The 21,231-nt window shown below is 41.4% G+C and carries 16 protein-coding genes; 12 read left to right on the forward strand and 4 right to left on the reverse strand.

Features of this window, described 5'->3' with window-relative positions:
• Positions 1 to 9: 9 nt before the first annotated feature.
• From dnaX to ppsA, 8 genes are all read left to right on the forward strand, one after another.
• Positions 10 to 2,199, forward strand: a complete 2,190-nt coding sequence (gene dnaX / locus H4J54_RS07305; RefSeq protein ID WP_182190239.1) for a DNA polymerase III subunit gamma/tau — start codon at positions 10 to 12, stop codon at positions 2,197 to 2,199.
• A gap of 64 nt (positions 2,200 to 2,263) precedes the next feature.
• Positions 2,264 to 2,593: a YbaB/EbfC family nucleoid-associated protein gene (locus tag H4J54_RS07310; RefSeq protein WP_182137031.1), complete on the forward strand. Its 330-nt coding sequence runs from the start codon at positions 2,264 to 2,266 to the stop codon at positions 2,591 to 2,593.
• A gap of 328 nt (positions 2,594 to 2,921) precedes the next feature.
• Positions 2,922 to 4,700, forward strand: coding sequence for an acetate--CoA ligase (gene acsA / locus H4J54_RS07315; RefSeq protein WP_182190240.1), 1,779 nt, complete (start codon positions 2,922 to 2,924; stop codon positions 4,698 to 4,700).
• Positions 4,701 to 4,750: 50 nt separating this feature from the next.
• Positions 4,751 to 5,770, forward strand: a complete 1,020-nt coding sequence (gene pdhA / locus H4J54_RS07320) for a pyruvate dehydrogenase (acetyl-transferring) E1 component subunit alpha (protein ID WP_182190241.1) — start codon at positions 4,751 to 4,753, stop codon at positions 5,768 to 5,770.
• Positions 5,767 to 6,768 carry an alpha-ketoacid dehydrogenase subunit beta gene (locus H4J54_RS07325; protein WP_182190242.1) on the forward strand — a complete coding sequence of 334 codons (1,002 nt, stop codon included), beginning with the start codon at positions 5,767 to 5,769 and terminating at the stop codon, positions 6,766 to 6,768. Before pdhA ends, H4J54_RS07325 begins: the two co-directional genes overlap by 4 nt.
• A 51-nt stretch (positions 6,769 to 6,819) precedes the next feature.
• Entirely contained in the window at positions 6,820 to 8,106 is a 1,287-nt protein-coding gene (locus tag H4J54_RS07330) for a dihydrolipoamide acetyltransferase family protein (RefSeq protein WP_182190243.1), read from the forward strand.
• A complete protein-coding gene (locus H4J54_RS07335) occupies positions 8,103 to 8,348 on the forward strand; it encodes an acyl carrier protein (protein WP_182190244.1) in 246 nt (81 codons plus the stop codon). Before H4J54_RS07330 ends, H4J54_RS07335 begins: the two co-directional genes overlap by 4 nt.
• 54 nt (positions 8,349 to 8,402) lie before the next feature.
• Positions 8,403 to 10,916 (forward strand): phosphoenolpyruvate synthase, encoded by a 2,514-nt coding sequence (ppsA, locus tag H4J54_RS07340; RefSeq protein WP_182190245.1) that lies wholly within the window; start codon positions 8,403 to 8,405, stop codon positions 10,914 to 10,916.
• 3 nt (positions 10,917 to 10,919) lie between these two features.
• Here the strand turns inward: ppsA and H4J54_RS07345 are convergent, their stop codons facing one another.
• From H4J54_RS07345 to fdhF, 3 genes are read right to left on the reverse strand one after another with little or no spacing between them, the layout of a single operon-like run.
• The gene (locus H4J54_RS07345) at positions 10,920 to 11,864 is read right to left on the reverse strand and encodes an FAD-binding oxidoreductase (RefSeq protein ID WP_182190246.1); all 945 of its coding nucleotides are present in this window, start codon (positions 11,862 to 11,864) and stop codon (positions 10,920 to 10,922) included.
• Positions 11,857 to 12,897: a 4Fe-4S dicluster domain-containing protein gene (locus H4J54_RS07350; RefSeq protein WP_182190247.1), complete on the reverse strand. Its 1,041-nt coding sequence runs from the start codon at positions 12,895 to 12,897 to the stop codon at positions 11,857 to 11,859. The genes H4J54_RS07345 and H4J54_RS07350 overlap by 8 nt, the downstream gene beginning before the upstream one ends.
• On the reverse strand, positions 12,878 to 14,989 hold the full coding sequence (gene fdhF, locus H4J54_RS07355; RefSeq protein ID WP_182190248.1) for a formate dehydrogenase subunit alpha: 2,112 nt from the start codon (positions 14,987 to 14,989) through the stop codon (positions 12,878 to 12,880). The genes H4J54_RS07350 and fdhF overlap by 20 nt, the downstream gene beginning before the upstream one ends.
• Positions 14,990 to 15,217: 228 nt before the next feature.
• Between fdhF and H4J54_RS07360 the strand changes: the two genes are divergently transcribed.
• The 3 genes from H4J54_RS07360 (at position 15,218) to H4J54_RS07370 (ending at position 16,944) form a co-directional block, all read left to right on the forward strand.
• Complete coding sequence (locus tag H4J54_RS07360) at positions 15,218 to 16,036, forward strand: formate/nitrite transporter family protein (protein ID WP_182190249.1); 819 nt, start codon at positions 15,218 to 15,220, stop codon at positions 16,034 to 16,036.
• Between the two features lie 95 nt (positions 16,037 to 16,131).
• Positions 16,132 to 16,449 carry a hypothetical protein gene (locus tag H4J54_RS07365; RefSeq protein WP_182190250.1) on the forward strand — a complete coding sequence of 106 codons (318 nt, stop codon included), beginning with the start codon at positions 16,132 to 16,134 and terminating at the stop codon, positions 16,447 to 16,449.
• 66 nt (positions 16,450 to 16,515) lie between these two features.
• Positions 16,516 to 16,944 carry a TerB family tellurite resistance protein gene (locus H4J54_RS07370; RefSeq protein ID WP_182190251.1) on the forward strand — a complete coding sequence of 143 codons (429 nt, stop codon included), beginning with the start codon at positions 16,516 to 16,518 and terminating at the stop codon, positions 16,942 to 16,944.
• A 223-nt stretch (positions 16,945 to 17,167) separates the two neighbouring features.
• Here the strand turns inward: H4J54_RS07370 and H4J54_RS07375 are convergent, their stop codons facing one another.
• A complete protein-coding gene (locus H4J54_RS07375) occupies positions 17,168 to 19,855 on the reverse strand; it encodes a cation-transporting P-type ATPase (RefSeq protein ID WP_182190252.1) in 2,688 nt (895 codons plus the stop codon).
• A gap of 194 nt (positions 19,856 to 20,049) precedes the next feature.
• Here H4J54_RS07375 and H4J54_RS07380 point away from each other — a divergent pair, with 194 nt between their 5' ends.
• Positions 20,050 to 21,120, forward strand: a complete 1,071-nt coding sequence (locus H4J54_RS07380; RefSeq protein ID WP_182190448.1) for an NAD(P)-dependent alcohol dehydrogenase — start codon at positions 20,050 to 20,052, stop codon at positions 21,118 to 21,120.
• Positions 21,121 to 21,231: the final 111 nt, after the last annotated feature.

The following is a 21,231-nucleotide window of genomic DNA, read 5'->3' on the forward strand; positions in this document are numbered from 1 at the left end:
GGCTGAAGAATGAGCTATCAGGTTTTAGCAAGAAAATGGCGACCAAAATCCTTTAGTGAGTTGATGGGCCAAGAACATGTTGTGACTGTTTTGGTTAATGCCCTGACCCAACAAAGATTACATCATGCCTATCTGTTTACTGGAACTCGTGGTGTTGGCAAAACTACCATTGCAAGAATTTTTGCTAAAAGCTTAAATTGCGAAACAGGCATCACAGCAACGCCTTGTGGCACTTGCGATGCTTGTGTGGATATAGATCAAGGTCGCTTTGTAGATTTACTTGAAATTGATGCAGCATCTCGCACTAAAGTTGACGATACACGTGAAATTTTAGATAACGTACAATATGCACCAACAAGAGGTCGATATAAGGTCTATTTGATTGATGAAGTTCATATGCTGTCGCGCAGTAGTTTCAATGCCTTATTAAAGACACTTGAAGAGCCGCCAGAGCATGTAAAGTTCATCCTTGCCACTACTGATCCACAAAAATTACCCGTTACGGTACTTTCTCGTTGTTTACAGTTTCATTTAAAAGCGCTAACGATTAAACAAATTAGCGATAAAATCATTGAAATACTCACAAAAGAAGCCGTATCATTTGATGATGAATCAATTGCTATGCTCGCTAAAGCGGCCCGTGGCAGCATGCGTGACTGCTTAAGTTTGACCGACCAATGCATTGCGCAAGGTAATGGCCATATAACCAGAAATGACGTGCAGCAAATGTTAGGTGGTGTTGACCGCGACTGGGTCTTTAAAATTATCATCGCCTTATTAAAACAAGACTCTGCCGCTTTAATGCAGCTTTCACTTGTGATTGCCTCATATGCGCCAAGCTATAGCCGATTGTCAGCTGATCTAATCCAACTACTGCATCAAATAGCGATGACACAAGTGGTTAAAGCTAATTTTAGCTTACCGGTAGAGCACCAACAACTGCTAACGCGTTTCTGTCAGTTAATGTCGCCTGAAGATGTTCAGCTGTATTATCAAATAGTGTTAACTGCCAGAAAAGATTTACCTTATGCAGACGATGAACAAGCTGCATTTGATATGATGTTACTTCGCTTACTTGCTTTCAAACCGGTTGTTAATAGCCATAATTTACCCGAAGCAGGTAAAGAAATATCTGATGATATCTCGCTTAGTGATCCAACGTCAGCAGCTCATGCTAGCGCTAATATGGATGAAAACCTCAATCCAGAAAAAAAATCAGCCTTACCAGAGAATCAACAGCAAGCAAGCGTTAATATAAATGAAGACAAATCGATTTCAGACGCAGGTATAGCCCCTGATCAAGAACTTGAAGCGAATGATGTTTTAGCAGAAGAAATGCGGGCAATTGAACATCAAGCTCATACGCTTATTGAGCCAATATCCGCAGAGAATATATTACAACCTGAGCAGAGCAATAGTGTTCAAAGCCCTATGGATCAAGGCCCTGTTGATCAAAGTCCTATTGAGCAAAACCTTACTGCTAATCATAATGATGAAGATAAAACTATTGTTAGCACCACTAACAATTGTTCAGACTTACCACTGGGTACAGATCACAAAAAAGTATTCGAATCACCCGTTGCGGCAGCAATCGCGACACGAAATATGCTCAGAAGTCGTAAGAAGTCAATGGAGGATAGTGGAAAAAAGTCTAATGGCGCTGCCTTGCGCCCATCATTAGCCACTAGAGAAAATACCAGTGTCAACCCGGTAAAAAATGCCGCTGTAGAGCAGCCTAGTGTTCCTGAGCTAGCAAGATTACCTGAGCAACCTTATAATGAAGGTGTTATCAATCCAGCGACGATTAAATTAGCAAACCAAGTTGATAAATGGGCACACATGATTGATAGTATGTCTTTGCTCGCGCGCCTGAGGCAGCTAGCAATCCACGCTACTATTGATGATAGGTCTACTGATGATTTATTGATTTTACAACTAGATCAATCAATTAAACACTTAAATAGTGATACTGCACATAAGCAATTAGAAGCACAAATATCTGAATATTTACAACGTAAAATTACCGTTGAAGTAAATATTGTTGAGAAAACCGTTTCTGATCCTTATCAGATCCAAGCAGATATTAATGCCAAGCGCTATGAATATGCAAAACAAGTATTAGCTGAAGATGAAATTATTATTGCCCTGCAACAACAATTTCAAGCTAAGCTTGACCAAGAAACTGTTGTAGCGCGTTAATCGCTACTTGAACTTTTAGCCGTTAACTACTATCTTTGGCGGCATATTACATTTGGAGAGAAAAATTATGATGAAAGGTGGCATGGGTAACTTAATGAAGCAAGCCCAAGACATGCAAGCTAAAATGGCAAAAGCACAAGAAGAGCTAGCCAAAATGGAAGTGACCGGCGAAGCAGGTGCAGGTATGGTTAAAGTCACTATGACAGGTAACCATAACGTACGTCGTGTTATTATCGATGACAGCTTAATAGCCGATGATAAAGATATGCTTGAAGACTTAGTCGCCGCAGCAATGAATGATGCTGTGCGTCGTGTTGAAGAGCAAAATAAAGATAAAATGGGTGCTTTAACCGGTGGTATGCAAATGCCTCCAGGGATGAAAATGCCTTTCTAGTTCTAAGTGCATGAAAAAGCCCGCTTTTAAGGCGGGCTTTTTTGTATGGGTCATATGTGGGTCAAAAAACAGAATAAAGTTTTTCATAAAGTGATGATTCGTAGTTCTGGCCAAGTTTCTCTGCCATTTCTGAAATATAGTTTGGCTTACTTTACGATACCTAAGGGGTAATTTCTCTCTGAAATTTGCACATCACCCTATTTACACGCTTCGATATAACGCCTGCTGTTTATTGTGTTTTAACCTGATGTAGATCAGTAAAAGCAAACGTAGAAAATTAGATGAACACTATACTTTTTGTATCGTTTACTTGATTGATCTTGCTCGTATGTCTGAAAATATAATTAATAAGATGTCATATAATAGTCGTGATACAAATTTGTATGATTATCAGCAGTCTTGTGATGACTTTAATGGGCAAACCGACCCCAAAAAAACACTTAATATTGCCTACCAAGCCGTTGATAAGCATTTAAATACCAGCATTGAAGACAAAGTAGCACTTCGCTGGCTTGGTAAAGATGAACAATTAATTGATTATAGTTACCGTGATTTAGCAGAACAAACCAGCCTTTTTGCTAGTGTGTTAGCTAAGTTGGGTTTTGAGCCAGGCGTACGGGTATTTAGCTTAGTGGGGCGATTACCGCTACTGTATATTTCAGCGCTAGGGACGTTAAAGTTTGGCGGCGTTTTCACCCCCTTATTTTCTGCCTTTGGCCCTGAGCCTATTCGTTCTCGCATGGAGATAGGCGAAGTTAATGTATTAGTTACCACTAAGCGTTTATATGATAAAAAAATTGCCACTTGGTGGCATGAACTGCCTCATCTTAAAGTTATTCTATTCATCGATAGTCCTGAACATGAAAACATTTCAGCTCCCTCTTCTCATCCCTTAGACAAAGGCTGTTATTGGTTAACCATACTGCTTACTGATGCTGACAACAGATATCCCTGTGCTAAAACTCATGCTAATGACATGGCTTTGCTGCACTTTACTAGCGGTACAACGGGTCAACCTAAAGGCGTTATTCATGTGCATCAAGCGGTGGTTGCCCATCAAGCTTCGGCAAAGTACGCCTTAAACTTAAAACAAGACGATATTTATTGGTGCACTGCTGATCCTGGCTGGGTGACGGGTACCTCATACGGCATTATTGCGCCACTTTGTTTGGGCGTAACAATGATTGTCGATGAAGCTGAATTTGAAGTTGAGCGTTGGTATCACATTTTACAGCAACAAAAAATAACCATTTGGTATACCGCGCCAACCGCGATTCGCATGTTGATGAAAGCAGGATCCGCTATTCGTGAACAATATGATTTATCCGCGTTAACCTTCATCGCTAGTGTTGGCGAACCTTTGAATGCTGAGGCCGTGCGATGGAGTGAAAAAGTACTGGGTTTACCTTTTCATGACAACTGGTGGCAAACAGAAACAGGCGCCATCATGATTGCTAATTTTGCCAGTCAGCCAATAAAACCCGGTTCAATGGGCTTACCTTTACCGGGTATAACGGCCGCTATTGTTAAGCGTAATGCACAAGGGCGTATTGAAACGATAGAGCAAGCTATGCAAATTGGTGAGCTGGCATTAAAACAAGGCTGGCCTTCAATGTTTCGTGGCTATTTGCATCGTGAAGAAAAATATCAACAGTGTTTTCAAGACGGTTGGTATTTAACTGGCGATCTCGCTAAGCGAGACGCACAAGGCTATTACTGGTTTGTAGGTCGGGCTGATGATTTGATCAAATCGTCAGGTCATTTAATTGGCCCATTTGAAATTGAAAGTGCCTTGATGGAGCATGAAGCTGTCGCTGAGGTGGGTGTTATTGGTATTCCTGACGAAATCACCGGGCAAAAGGTTAAAGCCTATGTGACGTTAAACCCTGATGTTGAATGCAGTGAGCACAACTTAGCCGCATTACAAAAAGAGCTAAAAGGTTTTGCCCGTAAAAAATTAGGCGCGGCAGTTGCGCCTAAGGAAATAATTTTTCGTAAAAATTTACCTAAAACTCGTAGTGGTAAAATAATGCGGCGCTTATTAAAGGCACGTGAACTCAATTTACCCGAAGGTGATATTTCCACCTTAGAAAGTGATGAACAATAATGTTCAATAAGAAGGTAATGAAAAATAGTAAGAAAAAAGAGTAATAAAAAATGAATGATAAATTACATCTTGATAAAGCGCACTTACTTGAACAATTAAAACAAATGTTACGTATTCGTCTTTTTGAAGAAAAATGCGCTGAGCTTTATGCACAAGAGAAAATACGAGGTTTTCTTCATCTTTATATTGGCGAAGAAGCTGTAGCCGTAGGCGTGATGGCGGCGCTTTCCCCAGAAGATAACATTGTGGCCACTTATCGTGAACATGGTCACGCGCTTGCGCGTGGTTTATCAATGAAGTCTGTGTTGGCTGAAATGTATGGTCGCACGAATGGTTGCAGTAAAGGGCGTGGCGGCTCTATGCACCTATTTGATAAAAAGCAGCACTTTTATGGTGGCAATGCCATTGTTGGAGCTGGGTTGCCTTTGGCCACAGGTTTAGCTATGGCAAATAAGCAACTGGAAAAATCAGCGATAGCCGTGTGTTTTTTTGGCGAAGGAGCCGTGGCAGAAGGTGAGTTTCATGAAGCAATGAATCTTGCCGTGTTATGGCAATTACCCATACTATTTATTTGTGAAAACAATGGTTATGCCATGGGTACAGCATTGGCCTTATCTGAATCAGAAATCAATATTGCCAAAAAAGCACAAAGTTATGGCATGCCAGCGCAGCAAGTTGACGGTATGAATGTGGTCAACGTGGAAGCGGCAACGACTAAAGCCGTTCAGCACGTTAGAAGTCATCAACAACCTTATTTTTTAGAGTGTCAGACTTATCGTTTTCGAGGACATTCAAGCTTTGATGGTCAGCTATACCGTGATAAAGCAGAAATAGAACAGTGGAAAAAGCACGGTCCTGTAAAGCAATTAAAGCACTGGTTGATACAAAATCATCAGCTCAGTGATAGTGACTTTAACGGCATTGAATCAGAAATTAAACAAGAGATAATCGAAGCCATTAACTTTGCCGAGCAAGGACAATGGGAGCCTGTTGAAGATCTTTGTAAAGATGTTTATAGCCCAGCAACACCGAAAATAAATATCAAGGCAGAACAAGGAGGCTTGGCATGAAGGTTCAAACAAACAGCAGTCAAACAATGACTTACCGCGAAGCCTTACGTGCGGGTATTGAACAATGCCTAAACGACGATGAACGTACATTTTTAATGGGTGAAGACGTTGGACGTTATGGTGGCTGTTATGGCGTAAGTAAAGGCTTGTTTGAACATTATGGCGCAGAGCGAATTATTGATACGCCGCTATGCGAATCAGGTTTTGTCGGGGTAGGTATCGGCGCCGCGTTAGGGGGAATGAGGCCAATAGTAGAGGTGATGACGGTTAATTTTAGCTTGTTGGCAATGGATCAAATTGTTAATAGTGCCGCCACGTTACGTCATATGTCAGGTGGTCAACTGAATGTCCCCATTGTTATTCGCATGGCATGTGGTGCCGGTTTACAACTTGCCGCGCAACATTCTCATAGCTGGGAAAATTTATACGCCCATATTCCTGGTTTAAAAGTATTAAGCCCAGCAACGCATAACGATGCCCGTTATATGCTATCACAAGCAATACAAGACCCTGATCCTGTGCTTATTTTTGAGCATGTCATGCTATTAAATAACCAAGGTGAAGTCTTTAATGCACCAGACGCTGATATGGAAAAAGCCGTAGTGCGTAAGCAAGGTACAGATATTACTCTGATCACCTATGGGGGCAGCTTACCTAAAGTTTTAATGGCCGCCTCTGCGCTTGAGGCATTGAATATTCATGTCGAGGTTGTTGACTTACGTTGTTTGCGACCATTAGATAACCACACCATTTTAGCCAGTGTTAAGAAAACACACCGCGCTATTATTATTGATGAAGGCTGGAAAACCGGCAGTGTAGCAGGTGAAATCAGCGCTATTATTATGGAGCAAGCTTTTTGGTATTTAGATGCGCCAGTACAGCGAGTTTGTACTCAAGAAGTGCCTATTCCTTACCCAAGTCACCTCGAACAAGCGGCTTTACCTCAGGTAGAACAAATCATCCGTTGTGCAACAATTTTATTTGCAGGTGAACAATAACGCTGCGCTCCAACGTTCAGCAGGTCAGGTAAAATAGGGGGGAAGGCAAGCATGAAAAAATCCATAGACATTACCATGCCATCACTGGGGGCAGATATGAGCGAGGGCATGTTGGTCGAGTGGTTAGTCAAGGTAGGTGATAAGGTAAAACATGGCGATGTTATTGCCGTGCTTGAAACACAAAAGGGTGCTATTGACATGGAAGCCTACCACGACGGCATTATTACCGAGTTATTAGTTCAACCGGTAAACACTGTTCCTGTCGGTAGCGTATTGGCAAGGATAGACACCGAAGAAAAGTCACTAAATGAATCTAAAAATCAAAACACTAGCACTGAAGACATCATCAAAGAACCAATAACCACTGAACAAACAACACCCGAGAAAATAATTGATGAGCCGGTTTCATTATTGGCAGAAGCCTTGACAGAAAAACCGTTAATAAAATCGCAAAAAAAATCGACTGAAAAGCTAAACATCAATACCAAAACTCATAGCAATAACAAAACCAATAGGGTACTTGCTTCGCCCATTGTTCGTAAAATAGCAAAAGCACAGCAGCTGGATTTGTCGAGGATTAAAGGCAGTGGTCCTAATGGTGGCATCATACTAAAAGATATTGCGCAGATAGCACCCAAAACGCGGTTAACTGAGGGCGAGCCATTAGCAAACATGCGTAGTGCGATCGCGGCTGCTATGACGAAATCTAAGCAAGAAATCCCCCATTTTTATCTGAGTGTAGACCTGCCTATAAACAAGGCACAGCAATGGCTACAACAAGCCAATAAAGACAAAACACCCCAAACACATATTCTACTTATTGCACTAGTACTTAAAGCGGTTGCTATAAGCTTACAAAAATATCCGCAATTAAATGGCTTTTACCAACAGGGGAATTTTGAGCCAGCGAGTGAAATCAATATTGCCAATGTCATTAGTTTACGAGCTGGTGGGGTCGTTGTACCTGCATTGCACCATGTCGAACAGTTATCGGTACCAGAAATTATGTCTGCTTTGCGTGATATCACGCGTCGAAGTCGAGCGATTGAAGGTGGTGAGCGTTTACGTAGCTCAGAACTGATGGGCGCCACAATTACCATAACTAATATGGGGGAGCGTGGTGTTGATCAAGTTTTTGGCATTATTTATCCGCCACAAGTCGCTATTATCGGTTTTGGTAAAGTAAAAAAAGTTCCGCAAGTATGCGATGAAAAAATTGATATTGGTGAGCAAATAACGCTTTGTTTAAGTGCCGATCACCGAGTCGTTGATGGCATGCTCGCGGCGAAGTTTTTAAATAGCTTGGCTAAAAATTTACAAAAACCGGAGCAATTATGAATACAACAGAAATCGAGCGCTTGATTATCGAGGCTATAAAGGAAGTTGCGCCTGAAGTTGAAAAAAACACCATTGATTTTGATGAAGATATCCGTGAAGAGTGTGACTTAGACTCAATGGACTTTATTAATTATTTAGCGGCGTTGCAAAAATCAACGGGAATAAAAATTATTGAGGGTGATTACCCTAAATTTCATAGTATTAATAGTGCGTTAGCTTTTCTTAACGATAAGAAAAGCTAAGTTTATAGTCGGTAATATCGAGTGGATAATGTCGAGCGGATAAAGGTGATAAATATGCAATCAAAACAACAAGCACAAACTATTTTTTGGTTTGAGCAATTAACGCTCGCTAACCTTGAACAAGTGGGTGGAAAAAACGCCAGTTTAGGCGAAATGATCGCCAACATGAGTGAGACAGCAGTGCAGGTACCTATTGGTTTTGCGACCAGCGCACAATTATTTGTCGATTTTTTACAACAAAATAAGCTCAATGAAAAAATAAAACATCATATTGATGCCTATGCTTCAGCACAACAAAACTTGGCCACTACCGGCAGTGCGATCAGAAAATTAATTGCTCATGGTGACTTTACCGAGCAGCAAAGCAGTGAGGTTACTCAAGCCTATCAAGACTTATCAAAAAGAATACAAGCAACTCAACACAACAAACTTAATCAAAATGACTTAGTAAACCAAGCCCCTTATATGGCCAGTGTTGCGGTAAGAAGTTCGGCTACCGCTGAAGATTTACCCGAAGCAAGCTTTGCCGGACAACAAGAGAGTTACTTAAACGTTATCGGCATTGAACATTTACTGATCGCCTGTAAACAATGTTTTGCTTCGCTTTATACCGATAGAGCCATTGTTTATCGGGAAAAACAAGGCTTTGAACATGAGAAAGTCGCCTTGTCGATTGGTATTCAACAAATGATTAATGCTCAAGCAGCAGGGGTGATGTTCACGCTTGATACCGAAACCGGCTTTAGTGATGTTGTTGAAATCAATGGGTCATGGGGATTAGGCGAAACAATAGTAAAAGGGAGCGTTACGCCAGACAGATTTATGGTTTTTAAGCCATTGTTAGCACAAAATATAAAAGTTACCTCTAATGAGCAACAACAGAAGTTTAGACCTATTATTGAAAAAAAATGTGGCAGCAAATTAGAGAAAATGTGCTTTGCCCATGCGGATAAATCGAAAAATATCCATATCAGTAAAGTAGAAGCAAGTACTGAAACGCTAGCAACCAGTATTGAAGAACGTACTAGCTTAGTTTTATCTGATGATGAAATACTGCAACTGGCAAACTGGGCGGTGATAATCGAGAAACATTACGGCAAAGCCATGGATATGGAATGGGCAAAAGATAGTGGTTCAGGGCAGCTTTACATCGTTCAGGCCCGTCCTGAAACAGTAGAATCACAGAAAAATCATTCGGTATTAGTCAATTATAAACTGAAAGAAAAATCAAAAATACTTGTGCAAGGTGCCAGTGTTGGCAGTGCTATTGCTACGGGTAAGGTGTTTAAAGTCGTTAACCCTGAAGATGTTGAACATTTTCCTGAAGGCGCTATGTTAGTGACCCAAAAAACTGATCCTGACTGGTTACCTTTAATGCGTAAAGCGGCAGGTATTATTACTGATACGGGTGGTCCAACTAGTCACGCAGCGATTGTTAGTCGCGAGCTAAAAATTGCCGCGATTGTTGGCTGTGAAAATGCCACCCAAGTGCTAAAAAATGATCAAGAAGTTACCTTAAGTTGCGCCCAAGGCACACTCGGTATTGTTTATGAAGGCAGATTAGCTTTTGAAACTGAAGAGGTAAATTTAGCTGACATACCTCACACCAACACAGATATTATGATCAATGCCGCGATGCCCGATGGTGTTTTTAAATGGAGCGCTTTGCCAGTTGCGGGGATAGGCTTAACCCGCATAGAGTTTATTATTTCCAGTCAAATAGGGGTGCATCCTATGGCGTTATTACACCCTGAAAAAGTGACTGATAGTAAAGTTAAACAAAAAATTAGCGAATTATGCCGTGGCTATGCACAAGGTGGAGATTATTTTGTTGATAATCTTGCGCTTGGCGTCGCTAAAATTGCCGCTTCACAGTACCCAAAACCTGTCATTGTGCGTATGTCCGACTTTAAATCTAACGAATACCGTGGTTTATTGGGCGGGGAGTTTTTTGAACTGATCGAAGAAAATCCTATGCTAGGTTTACGGGGGGCCTCACGGTATTACCATAAACTTTATCGCGAAGCCTTTATGTTGGAATGTCAGGCGATTGTTAAAGTGCGAGAGCAAATGGGGTTTGATAATGTCATCGTGATGATCCCATTTTGTCGCACACCCGATGAAGCGGATAAAGTGCTTGCTGTGATGAGTGAAGCGGGGTTAACGCGTGGTAAAAAGGGCTTGCAGGTTTATGTTATGTGTGAAATACCGTCTAATATTATTTTGGCAGCAGAGTTTGCTCAGCGTTTTGATGGTTTCTCTATTGGCAGCAATGATTTAACTCAACTTGTTTTAGGTATAGACCGTGATTCAACTGAGTTAAAAAGCTTATTTGATGCGCGGAATGATGCGGTTAAAAGTATGATTGCACAAGTGATAAAAGTCGCTCATGAGTGTGGTTGCAAAGTAGGGATTTGCGGACAAGCCCCTTCGGACCATCCTGAGTTCGCCGAGTTTTTAGTGGCATGCGGTATTGATTCTATTTCATTGAACCCTGACTCAGTTGCTAAGGCTAGCGTACATATTGCCTTAGCAGAAAACACGATAAATAAGCAAAAAAATCTTTAATGATTAATGTGCTTTGAGTTGCTGTAAATCATGCCAGCTAAAGGTGGGACCACTTTTACAAACATATTGATGCTTGATGTAACAATGGCCACATAAACCAACGGCGCAATGCATGCGTCGTTCAAGCGCAAGGAAAATAGCATCACTTGCCATGCCTTGCTCAGTTAAATAAGTGGCGACACTACTCATCATCAGTTCTGGGCCACAAAGCAGCGCCGTTGTGGGTGGACGAGTAAAAGTGCTCAGTGCTTTGGGTAACATCATTAAAGGGCTACCTTGAACAGTAGTTGGCCATAATTCATCATTAGTATTAACACTGGTATTAGCACGGGTATTGTCATTGGCATTAGCACTAGGATGTTCATCAATGGCATCAAGAGTATTATATATCTTGATCTGCTTTTGCCAACGCGCACGTTCTGGGGTTAACATCTGCGCGGCTTTATTACGAGCACCATAGATTAAGATGAGTTGCTGTTTATTTTTGGCTTTATTAGCTAGTTTATCAGTTGGTTTGTCATGTGAGTTGTTAGTTAATTTGTCAATTAAAGTCACTAAAGGCGCTAATCCGCAGCCACCGGCAATAATGAGCGTATTATGATTAACAATTTTATCCAACGGCCAGCCACGGCCAAAAGGGCCACGCGCACCAAGAATAGCACCGCGTTGCATAGAGAATAAAGTTGAGGTGACTTGCCCCATTTGTCGAATAAAAGCTTTAAACTCACCTCGTTCATTGGGTGGTTCGGTAAAGGTGAAGGGGGCTTCGCCTATGCTAGGGACATTGAGCATAAAAAACTGTCCTGGTTGTACTTGTTGCCAATCATGTGGATGATTTTTATTTTTACTTTGTGCTAAATTTAAAAGCCGAAACAAATAATGACGTGCCTGCTCACCATCATCAATGTAATCCACTAACTCAATACAATCAGGAATATGACTAAGCATGAGTCACCTCAGGCCCATTTTCTTGACCACCTTCTTTAGTGATGCGCTTCATCACTGAATGTACGCCAATAACACCCGGACAGGTTTGTTCACAACGACCACAGCCTACACAGCCATGGCGAGAAAATTCGGTGAAAAATTCATCAGCAAACTTATGCTGCCAAAAACGCTCTACTCTTGTGCCTGCTTCTGCCGAGGGATTATTAAAGCTTGCCTCTCGTTGAAAACCTTCATAAAGACAAGAGTCCCAAAAACGCTGCTGACTAAACTCATTGTTGTCTTTTTTTATCGCTCTGGTGCCATAACAAGAACAAGTTGGGCAGAGCGTGGTGCAACCAGAACAACCCAAGCATTGTATGGCTAACGTTTGCCAAAACTCATTCGTTATTGTCCCTGAATTTAACTTTTTTATACCATCAGTGATATATTTATCGTCAGGAAACTTTTGTTCACATTGATGTAATGCTAAGTCTCTTTGGGTTAAATAATGCCAGTGTGTTTCTATCAGGGCTAATGCTTGTAATGCTTCTGCAGCTTTACTCGTTTGTTCAATGACTAGCCATTTATGACCTAGCGGGTGTAAAATAATATCTGCGTGCTCTTCTCTTACACCTGGCCCTGCATTCACCGTCGGACAAAAACCATGCTCGCAAGGACTAATGCAATCAAGCCCTACCAATAAGCATTGCTGGCGCCTTGCCTGATAATAGCGATCGTCTTTAAAAAATTTATCCTGATAATGAATAGCCGTTAAATCACAGCTTTGTACGCCAAATAAAACAAAAGGCTTGGGTGTAGGTAAGGTTTCTTGAAAATATTCACCATTAAAAACCAGTAAACTTTCTTGTTCGGCAAAAAAGAAGCCTTTGGCTGAGCTCTGTGGTTTGTCATGTACTAGAGGTTGAGTTTCGTCGCTGGCGAGTTGTTGCCAATGATATTGGCCATTGTTGTTTGTGACCACCTGATGAAATTGATAATCCTGAGCTAAATGTGCTTGCAAATGCTGCAAGTCATCAAGTAAATAAATTTTCATATTTTGGCTCCTGCTGCAATTGCTCGATTGTTTTTGGTATTTGCCCTTTCGCTAATGCTGCAACCATGACCGCACAGGCTTTTAACTCAGGCATTTTAGTGATCGGATCTTGCGCGGTATTGGTGAGTTGGTTCGATGGCGCTTCTTTAAAATGATAAGGCATGCTAACCAGTCCAACAGGCACGTCATTAGTGACTATCGCTCTGGTCTCTAAATAACCTCGACGCGATTTAACGCTGACAGCGTCTTGATGGCTGATATGAAGCTTGTTGGCATCAATGGGATTAATAAATAAAATACCAGGGGGTATTTCTCTTTCTAACAAAGGCGAGTTTCGGGTCATTGAGCCACAACCATAATGAAAATGTAGCCGATTAGTGGTCAGCTGCAATGGAAAGTTTTCATCAGGCATTTCATCGATATCACTATGGTTTACTGCAATTAATCTTGCTTTGCCAATAGGAAAACTTGTGCTGTGTAAAATGGCGGTACCCTTGGGGCTGTCATTAGTGCAGGGCCATTGTAAGCCGTAATTATCCTCAAGTTTTTGATAATTCATCGCTTGATATGGCGGAGTTAGGGAGGTCATTTCATTAAATACCTCTTGTGAATTTGACCAGTTTAGTTGCTCAGACCCCATTTGTTTTGCCAACGCTTGTAGCCATTGCCAATCACCTTTTGCTTGCCCAACAGGTGGGATAACTTGGTTTAATTTCTGTACTCGGCGTTCACAATTAGTAAAGGTACCTTCTTTTTCAGCAAAAGAAGCCGCGGGTAAAACAAAGTCGGCGAGCTTCGCTGTTTCGGTTAAGGTGAGCTCAGCAACAACCAATAAGTCTAAATTTTTGAGTGATGCTTTAACATGATTTTGATCTGGGTCGGTCACTACGGGGTCTTCTCCAAACAGTATAAGTGCGCGAAACTCTCCCGATAAAGCGCCCTTGGTCATGCCTAATGAGGTTAATCCTGGGGCCTTTGCTAGTTCTGTATGCCAAGCGTTACTAAACTTTTCATGCGCTTTTTCATCATCAACATTTTGATAGCCTGGATAAACATTAGGTAAGCAGCCCATGTCACAAGCACCTTGAACATTATTTTGTCCTCTAAGTGGATTGACCCCAGTACCCGGCTTGCCAATATGGCCACAGATTAACGCTAAATTAGCTAAGGAAATAACATTATTGGTACCGCTCATGTATTGGGTGATGCCCATGCCATAGAAAATCATTGCCCGTTTTGCTTGACTATATTGCTTTGCGGCTTGGTAAATATCTGCGGCTTTAAGGCCTGTTATTGCTTCAACTGATATTGGTGTAATATTTTCAACGTGTTTAGCTAGGTGCTCAAAACCTTCGCAACGTTGATCAATAAAATCTTTGTCATACCATTTCTCTTTGATGATGACATGTAACATTGCATTTATCAGCGCAATATTACTGCCTAACTTGAGCTGTAAATGCAGTGGCGCTAGTTTCGCCAGGCGTATTTTCCTTGGATCTATGACGATTAATTTACAGCCATTGAGGTGTGCTTGCATAATATGCCCACCTAAAATACTGTGGTTTTCTGTCGGGTCGGCGCCAAAGACCATAATCAAATCAGTGTCGAAAATATCTTTGGCACTATTGGTCATTGCGCCAGAGCCTAAAGACTGCTTTAGTCCGGCAACAGTTGGGCTATGGCAAATACGGGCACAATGGTCGATATTGTTTGTTTTTAATACCGCCCGAGCGAATTTTTGTGCGGCGTAGTTATCTTCATTAGTCGCTCGAGCGCTACTAATAACACCGACACTGTTAGTACCACTATATTCAATAATCTGATTTAATTCTTCAGCAATGCTCACAAGGGCTTCTTGCCAACTAATAGGAAAAAATTGATGATTAATACGTTTTAGCGGTTGTGTTAAGCGGTTTTTATCCGTGATGGCATAGGCGGTACTCCAACCCTTCTCACAGAGTTTCCCTTGACTAATAGGGTGTGAGGGTTGTGGCTCAACGCCGATAAGTTTACCTTTTTCGTCTACAGATAAAGCTATACCACAACCTACGCCACAAAAGGGACAAATAGTATTTATGAGTTTATTAGCCACGTCTAATCCCCCCGTTACTTTGATTAAAATTTGATTAAAATTCACCGGCAAAGCCAACTGTTACATTAATACATTGAGTATAGAGTTTAAAAAACGTCTGCTTATCGGCCAAACCTTGCTTTGCCTGATATAAATCAGCCAACACTGAGATAAGTATATTTTGTGAACAGCTAAGGTTTATTCTTAGGTTTGAAATTATTCATATTTGATCGCATAAGGTTTGTTGATATGTCTGAGATATTTGGTTCTGATGCCTTTTCACCAAAAGAAATTGCCCAGCGTATTAATGATGTAGGTGTTGCTAAAGTACGTTTGCCATTATTATCGTTATTGATGTTGGGTATGCTTGCGGGGGCATTTATTGGCTTAGGCGCCCTTTATTTTGTCTTGATAAAGTCAGATGCCAGCCTGGGTTTTGCTATTAGCCAAGTGCTAGGAGGGGTAGCATTTTCTCTGGGTTTAATTTTAGTCATTGTTGCTGGCGCGGAATTATTTACCGGTAATAACCTATTAGTGATGGCGTGGGCCGAAGGTAAGATATCGACAGCCCAGATCTTAAAAAACTGGTTTATTGTTTGTTTTGCTAATTTTATTGGGGCAGCAGGTCTTGCCGTATTAGTTTTTCTGTCGGGTCATCTTGACATGAACCAGGGGGCTATTGCTGAGCAATATATCAAAATAGCCCTTATTAAAAGTAATTTGCCCTTTTGGAGTGCTTTTTTTAAAGGCGTTTTATGTAATGTCTTGGTGTGTATGGCAGTTTGGATGGCCTTTGCGGGACGAAGCGTTATCGATAAAGTGATGGCTATTGTTTTTCCTATTTCAGCTTTTGTTGCCGCAGGGTTCGAGCATTGCATTGCTAATATGTACATCATTCCTTTGGCGATGTTAGCGCAGACTTTTGGCAACACCGATTTGGCTGTTGCTGCGATAACTTGGTCTGGATTTTTTAGTAATTTAGTACCGGTAATTATGGGTAATCTTGTGGGTGGTAGTTTTTTTGTTGCTTTTGTTTATCACATTATTTATCGGCGCAATCCTAGTTAATATTAACTTAAAATAATTGCATCGCTCACAGTTAAACTCAGGCCTAAGTTTAGGTCTAAGCTCAGGTCTAAGCTCCCAGCTAAATAAGGTCGGTTATGTCATATTTTATTATTGCAGCCCAAGGTACTCAATTAGTTAAATATCATCTCGCTTTTAATATTACGGCATTTAAAAATGAGCATGTGGCTTTTTCTGGTGCTTTGGGTAAACACCCCTATGATACCAATAAAGTGGTATTAATTGCAGAACCCTATGCCAAAAATACGCAGTATTATGAATTTAATAGTGCTGATATAGGCTTGATTGAAAAACTACCTAATCTTATTAATAGCCATGGCGAAGATGCGGTTATGGTCCTGCTTTGGATAAAAAAAGGCTGTGTTGCCATTAGCAGTTCAGTGGTTTTTGTTTGAATTTCAGATTATCTAATTTCAATGTCAGCACCACGAACTGCACAAATATCAACATAGGAGGTAAGTATGTTTGAATCATTTAAACAATGGTTTGAAGCCAGAGATCAAGAAAGCCAATTATTTGAGCATCCAAACTCACTGAACCTTCATATCGCATTGGCTGCTTTGCTCTATCATGTGATTAGTGCTGACGGTTTGGAAGATAATAATGAAAAGCAAGAATTCAAAATTATTATGGCCAAGGAGCTTCAGCTGTCAGAACAACAAATTATGCTGCTTTATCACTATGTGAAAAACCTTAAAAGTGATTTAGAATCTGATTTATTAACGGTTGATATGTACCTAAAGAAGAATCCTAATTTACGTATGGCATTCATGGCTAAATTAAATCAATTGATTGGCGTTGATGGTGTCGATAGCGAAGAACTGAAGATATATTATGAAACATGGAAAGTTATATTCCCAGACCTTGTTAAGCAGCTTAGGGATAAATAATGAATAGGGTTTTAAAAAATTTACTGAGCAGTAAGCCAAATACTCATTAGCTGATTTTGGTTTAAATTTCTTACCTAAAGCAACTAAAGCTGATGTGCTATGCATTTCTCCAACAATATAAAAAGCTAACCAAACAATTTTTTAAGCCCTTGCCTATCATTATCCTCCAACCCATATGACGATTAACCGTTGGGAAAATTAGACAGTGGTTATATATAACTCATTATGTCATTCGTTCTGCACGTCGCCTAAAATATTTTTCCCCCTCAACTAAAAACAATACCGAAGAAGAAACGAGAAAAATACGTAGCCATACAGTTAAGTCAATGTCTGTTGTGCCAAACAAAGTCTGCATGGGTATTAGGTAGGTGAAAGCTAACTGTAAAAAAATAAGTATAACAATAGCGATTAATACATAACGATTACCGGTTAGTCCGGCCCAATTTAAGACACTATTTTTTAAATAGCGTGAGTTAAATAAATAGAATATTTCAAACATAACCAAGGTATTCACCGCTACTGTGCGTGCATGCTCAATGCTCATACCTTGTTTCATTTCCCAAATATAAAGGCCGACTGTTCCACTCATCAAAATAACAGCAACAAAACTGATACGCCAAATTAAGTGGGGCGTCAGCATAGGTTCCTTAGAATTACGTGGCGGGCGTTTCATGACATTTTTTTCGGGCGGCTCAAATGATAATGACAATGCTAGAGTAACGGCGGTCACCATATTGACCCAGAGAATTTGTACTGGCGTTAACGGTAACTGATGAAAACCAAATAAAATTGCCGCCAAAATGATCAGTGCTTCGCCACCACCGGTGGGCAGAATAAAAAGAATCGATTTTTTGATATTGTCATAAACGGTGCGTCCTTCTTCTACCGCATGAATGATAGAGGCAAAATTATCGTCAAGCAATACCATTTCAGCGGCCTCTTTGGCCGCTTCTGTACCTTTATGACCCATAGCTGTGCCGACATCAGCACGTTTCAGGGCAGGGGCATCATTCACGCCATCTCCGGTCATGGCAACAATTAGCCCCAGCTCTTGCAACAGCCTAACTAAAAGTAACTTATGCTCCGGATTGACACGTGCGTAGACATCAATATCTTGGATGCGCTGGCGTAATTCCTCTTCACTCATGAGGTCCAGTTCCTGTCCGGTCAGTATATCGTCGACATTAATCAGGTTGAGTTGCTGGGCGATAGCACGGGCTGTAATACCATGGTCTCCTGTAATCATTTTTACCCGAATACCCGCTGCATGGCAGACTTTTATAGCCTCTATAGCTTCTTCACGAGGCGGGTCAATCAAGCCAAACATGCCTAACAAAATGAGACCATTCTCAACGTCACTAAACTTTAATTCCAGCTGCTTATCATTAACTGGCTTAACGGCAATAGCCAATACGCGCTGGCCTTGATGAGCCATTTCATTAATACGGCTTAACCAGTAATCACTGTCTAATGTCTGAACACCTTGTGCTGTTTTCTGATACGTGCACATCTTTAAAATACGCTCGGGGGCACCCTTTAGGAAAACAAAGGCATCACCTGTGTGTTTATGGTGAAGTGTCGCCATAAAGCGATGTTCGGATTCAAAAGGAATCAGATCTGTGCGGGGATATAGCTTAGTCTCTGCCTCAAGGTCTAATCCAGCCTTGATACCTGATACTAATAAAGCCCCCTCCATAGGATCACCATGCACTAGCCATTCTCCCTCTTTTAGTTCTAGTGATGCATCATTGCATAGCACCGCAGCCCTGATAGCCTCCAACAGAAGTGATTTCTCTTCAGGAAACACATCCATATCTGATAACATTATTGAGCCATGAGGATCGTAGCCGGTGCCAGTTAGTTCAAATAAACTGCTAGTCGTGGCAATCATTCGAACCATCATTTCATTGCGCGTCAGGGTACCTGTTTTGTCAGTACAAATGACGTTCACGGCCCCTAAAGTTTCCACGGCAGGTAATCTACGGATAATGGCATTTCGTTTTGACATACGCTGTACACCAATGGCCAGGGTGATTGTCATAATGGCAGGTAAACCTTCTGGAATTGCCGCTACAGCAAGGCTGACAGCGGTAAGAAACATTTCAGAGAGTGTATAGTTTCTTACTAGTGAACCAAAAATGAATGTAAACATAGCAATCGCTAAAATGGCGAGTGTAAGCCAGCGTCCAAACTGGGCTATTTGACGTAATAATGGCGTTGTTAATGAGTCTACTTGTGATACAAGTTTACTAATGTGACCAATCTCAGTTTGTGCACCTGTTGCAATAACCACGCCGCTGCCTTGACCATGAGTCACTAGAGTGCCTGAGTAAGCTAAACATCGACGGTCAGCTATCATGGACTCTTGTGCAACAGGACTTGTGATTTTTTCTACTGCTATCGACTCTCCTGTTAGCGCTGCCTCCTGTATTTGAAGCCCTTTAACATAAAATAGTCGTAGATCTGCGGGGACCTTGTCGCCTGACTGCAACATGACGATATCGCCAGGTACTAAGGCTTGTGCAGCAACACTTATTTTTTTGCCATCACGTAACGCCATGGCATTTGGAGAAAGCATCCGCCGAATGGCCTTCAAAGCATTCTCGGCCTTACCCTCTTGCACGAAGCCAATCATGGCATTAATCAAAACAACAGCTAGGATCACACTGGCATCTATCCAATGACCCAAGATTGCGGTAACAGCACTCGCTGCTATTAAGACATAAATGAGAATATTATGCAGTTGGTATAAAAAACGCACTAATAAACCACGTCCCTTTGATTCGGGTAAGGTGTTCGGTCCATATTTTGTCAGTCTTTTATTTACCTCATCTTTTGATAGTCCACTCGGTGTTGCCTCGAGTAATTCGAAGACTGTTTGTACCTGTTCAGTATGATAACTGTTTGACATCCTTATCCCTCCAATAGCTATACTAATTTTTGAATGCACTAAACATTCATCATCTGAATCAATTTCTGAATTACCAGCTAAAGAATACGCGTTTACACTCATTGTCGAACTGACAAATATCAGTTCTCACCCACAGCAGCCATGATAGCCTTTATATTCAAGACTAATTTTTGGAGTAAATTCCTGTGGCTGAGATGATGAAAGCGGCTATTTTTGTTGAGCCTGGTCGAATCGTTCTTGATGACAAACCTATACCCAATATTGGGCCTAATGATGCGTTAATAAGGGTAACTACAACAACAATATGTGGCACAGACGTTCATATATTGAAGGGAGAATATCCAGTCGCCAGAGGCCTGACAATAGGCCATGAGCCGGTCGGGATAATAGAGAAGTTAGGCGCTAATGTTGCTGGTTATCAAGAAGGTCAGCGTGTTATTGCGGGTGCAATTTGCCCTAGCGGCTATTCACACGCTTGCCTTGATGGACTTCATTCGCAAGATGGTGGCAGCTGTAGACATGGCCTAAAAGCACTTGGTGGCTGGCGTTTTGGCAATACTATTGACGGTGCTCAAGCTGAATTTTTATTGGTTCCAGATGCGATGGCAAATCTCGCGCTGGTACCTGATAATCTCACCGACGAGCAAGTGCTTATGTGCCCAGACATTATGTCTACCGGTTTTGCTGGAGCTGAATCAGGCAACATAAAAATTGGTGATAGTGTGGCTATATTCGCCCAAGGGCCGATCGGTTTATGTGCTACCGCAGGGGCTAAGTTGCGCGGTGCAACCACCATCATTGCAATAGAAACAGTACCACGGCGAATGGAAATGGCCAGACAGTTAGGGGCTAATTTTGTCATTGATTATCGAAAAACTGAACCCGTTAAAGAAATTATGCGCATTACCCAAGGGCGCGGTGTCGACGTGGCCATTGAGGCATTAGGGCTGCAGTCAACCTTTGAAAACTGCCTAAGAGCACTCAAGCCTGGAGGCACATTATCTAGCCTTGGCGTGTATTCTGAGGATTTAATTATCCCCCTCGATGCTTTTCATGCCGGACTAGGCGACAATAAAATAATTACCTCTTTATGTCCTGGCGGAAAAGAGCGGATGCGTAGATTGATGAATGTGATCGAATCTGAGCGAATTGATCTCAAAGCCTTAATTACTCATCATTATTCGCTTGATCAGATAGAAGATGCTTATGCGCTATTTGCCAATCAAAGTGACGGCGTGCTGAAAATTGCGATAACCCCTAATTGAATATTTTAAGAACGGCACACGACTGAAATACTAGCCATATAAAGTCAATTAAAAAGGTTAGCCTTAGTGCGCTATCCAAAAAAGGGTAGATCAACCATGTGAAAATTTTAA

The organism is Colwellia sp. MB3u-8 (genome assembly GCF_014076985.1).
Classification (GTDB): domain Bacteria; phylum Pseudomonadota; class Gammaproteobacteria; order Enterobacterales; family Alteromonadaceae; genus Cognaticolwellia.

Coding starts and splice junctions, on each gene's coding strand:
- dnaX (WP_182190239.1), top strand. CDS start 10: ATGAGCTATCAGGTTTTAGCAAGAAAATGGCGACCAAAATCCTTTAGT.
- acsA (WP_182190240.1), top strand. CDS start 2,922: ATGTCTGAAAATATAATTAATAAGATGTCATATAATAGTCGTGATACA.
- pdhA (WP_182190241.1), top strand. CDS start 4,751: ATGAATGATAAATTACATCTTGATAAAGCGCACTTACTTGAACAATTA.
- H4J54_RS07325 (WP_182190242.1), top strand. CDS start 5,767: ATGAAGGTTCAAACAAACAGCAGTCAAACAATGACTTACCGCGAAGCC.
- H4J54_RS07330 (WP_182190243.1), top strand. CDS start 6,820: ATGAAAAAATCCATAGACATTACCATGCCATCACTGGGGGCAGATATG.
- H4J54_RS07335 (WP_182190244.1), top strand. CDS start 8,103: ATGAATACAACAGAAATCGAGCGCTTGATTATCGAGGCTATAAAGGAA.
- ppsA (WP_182190245.1), top strand. CDS start 8,403: ATGCAATCAAAACAACAAGCACAAACTATTTTTTGGTTTGAGCAATTA.
- H4J54_RS07345 (WP_182190246.1), bottom strand. CDS start 11,864: ATGCTTAGTCATATTCCTGATTGTATTGAGTTAGTGGATTACATTGAT.
- H4J54_RS07350 (WP_182190247.1), bottom strand. CDS start 12,897: ATGAAAATTTATTTACTTGATGACTTGCAGCATTTGCAAGCACATTTA.
- H4J54_RS07360 (WP_182190249.1), top strand. CDS start 15,218: ATGTCTGAGATATTTGGTTCTGATGCCTTTTCACCAAAAGAAATTGCC.
- H4J54_RS07365 (WP_182190250.1), top strand. CDS start 16,132: ATGTCATATTTTATTATTGCAGCCCAAGGTACTCAATTAGTTAAATAT.
- H4J54_RS07370 (WP_182190251.1), top strand. CDS start 16,516: ATGTTTGAATCATTTAAACAATGGTTTGAAGCCAGAGATCAAGAAAGC.
- H4J54_RS07375 (WP_182190252.1), bottom strand. CDS start 19,855: ATGTCAAACAGTTATCATACTGAACAGGTACAAACAGTCTTCGAATTA.
- H4J54_RS07380 (WP_182190448.1), top strand. CDS start 20,050: ATGATGAAAGCGGCTATTTTTGTTGAGCCTGGTCGAATCGTTCTTGAT.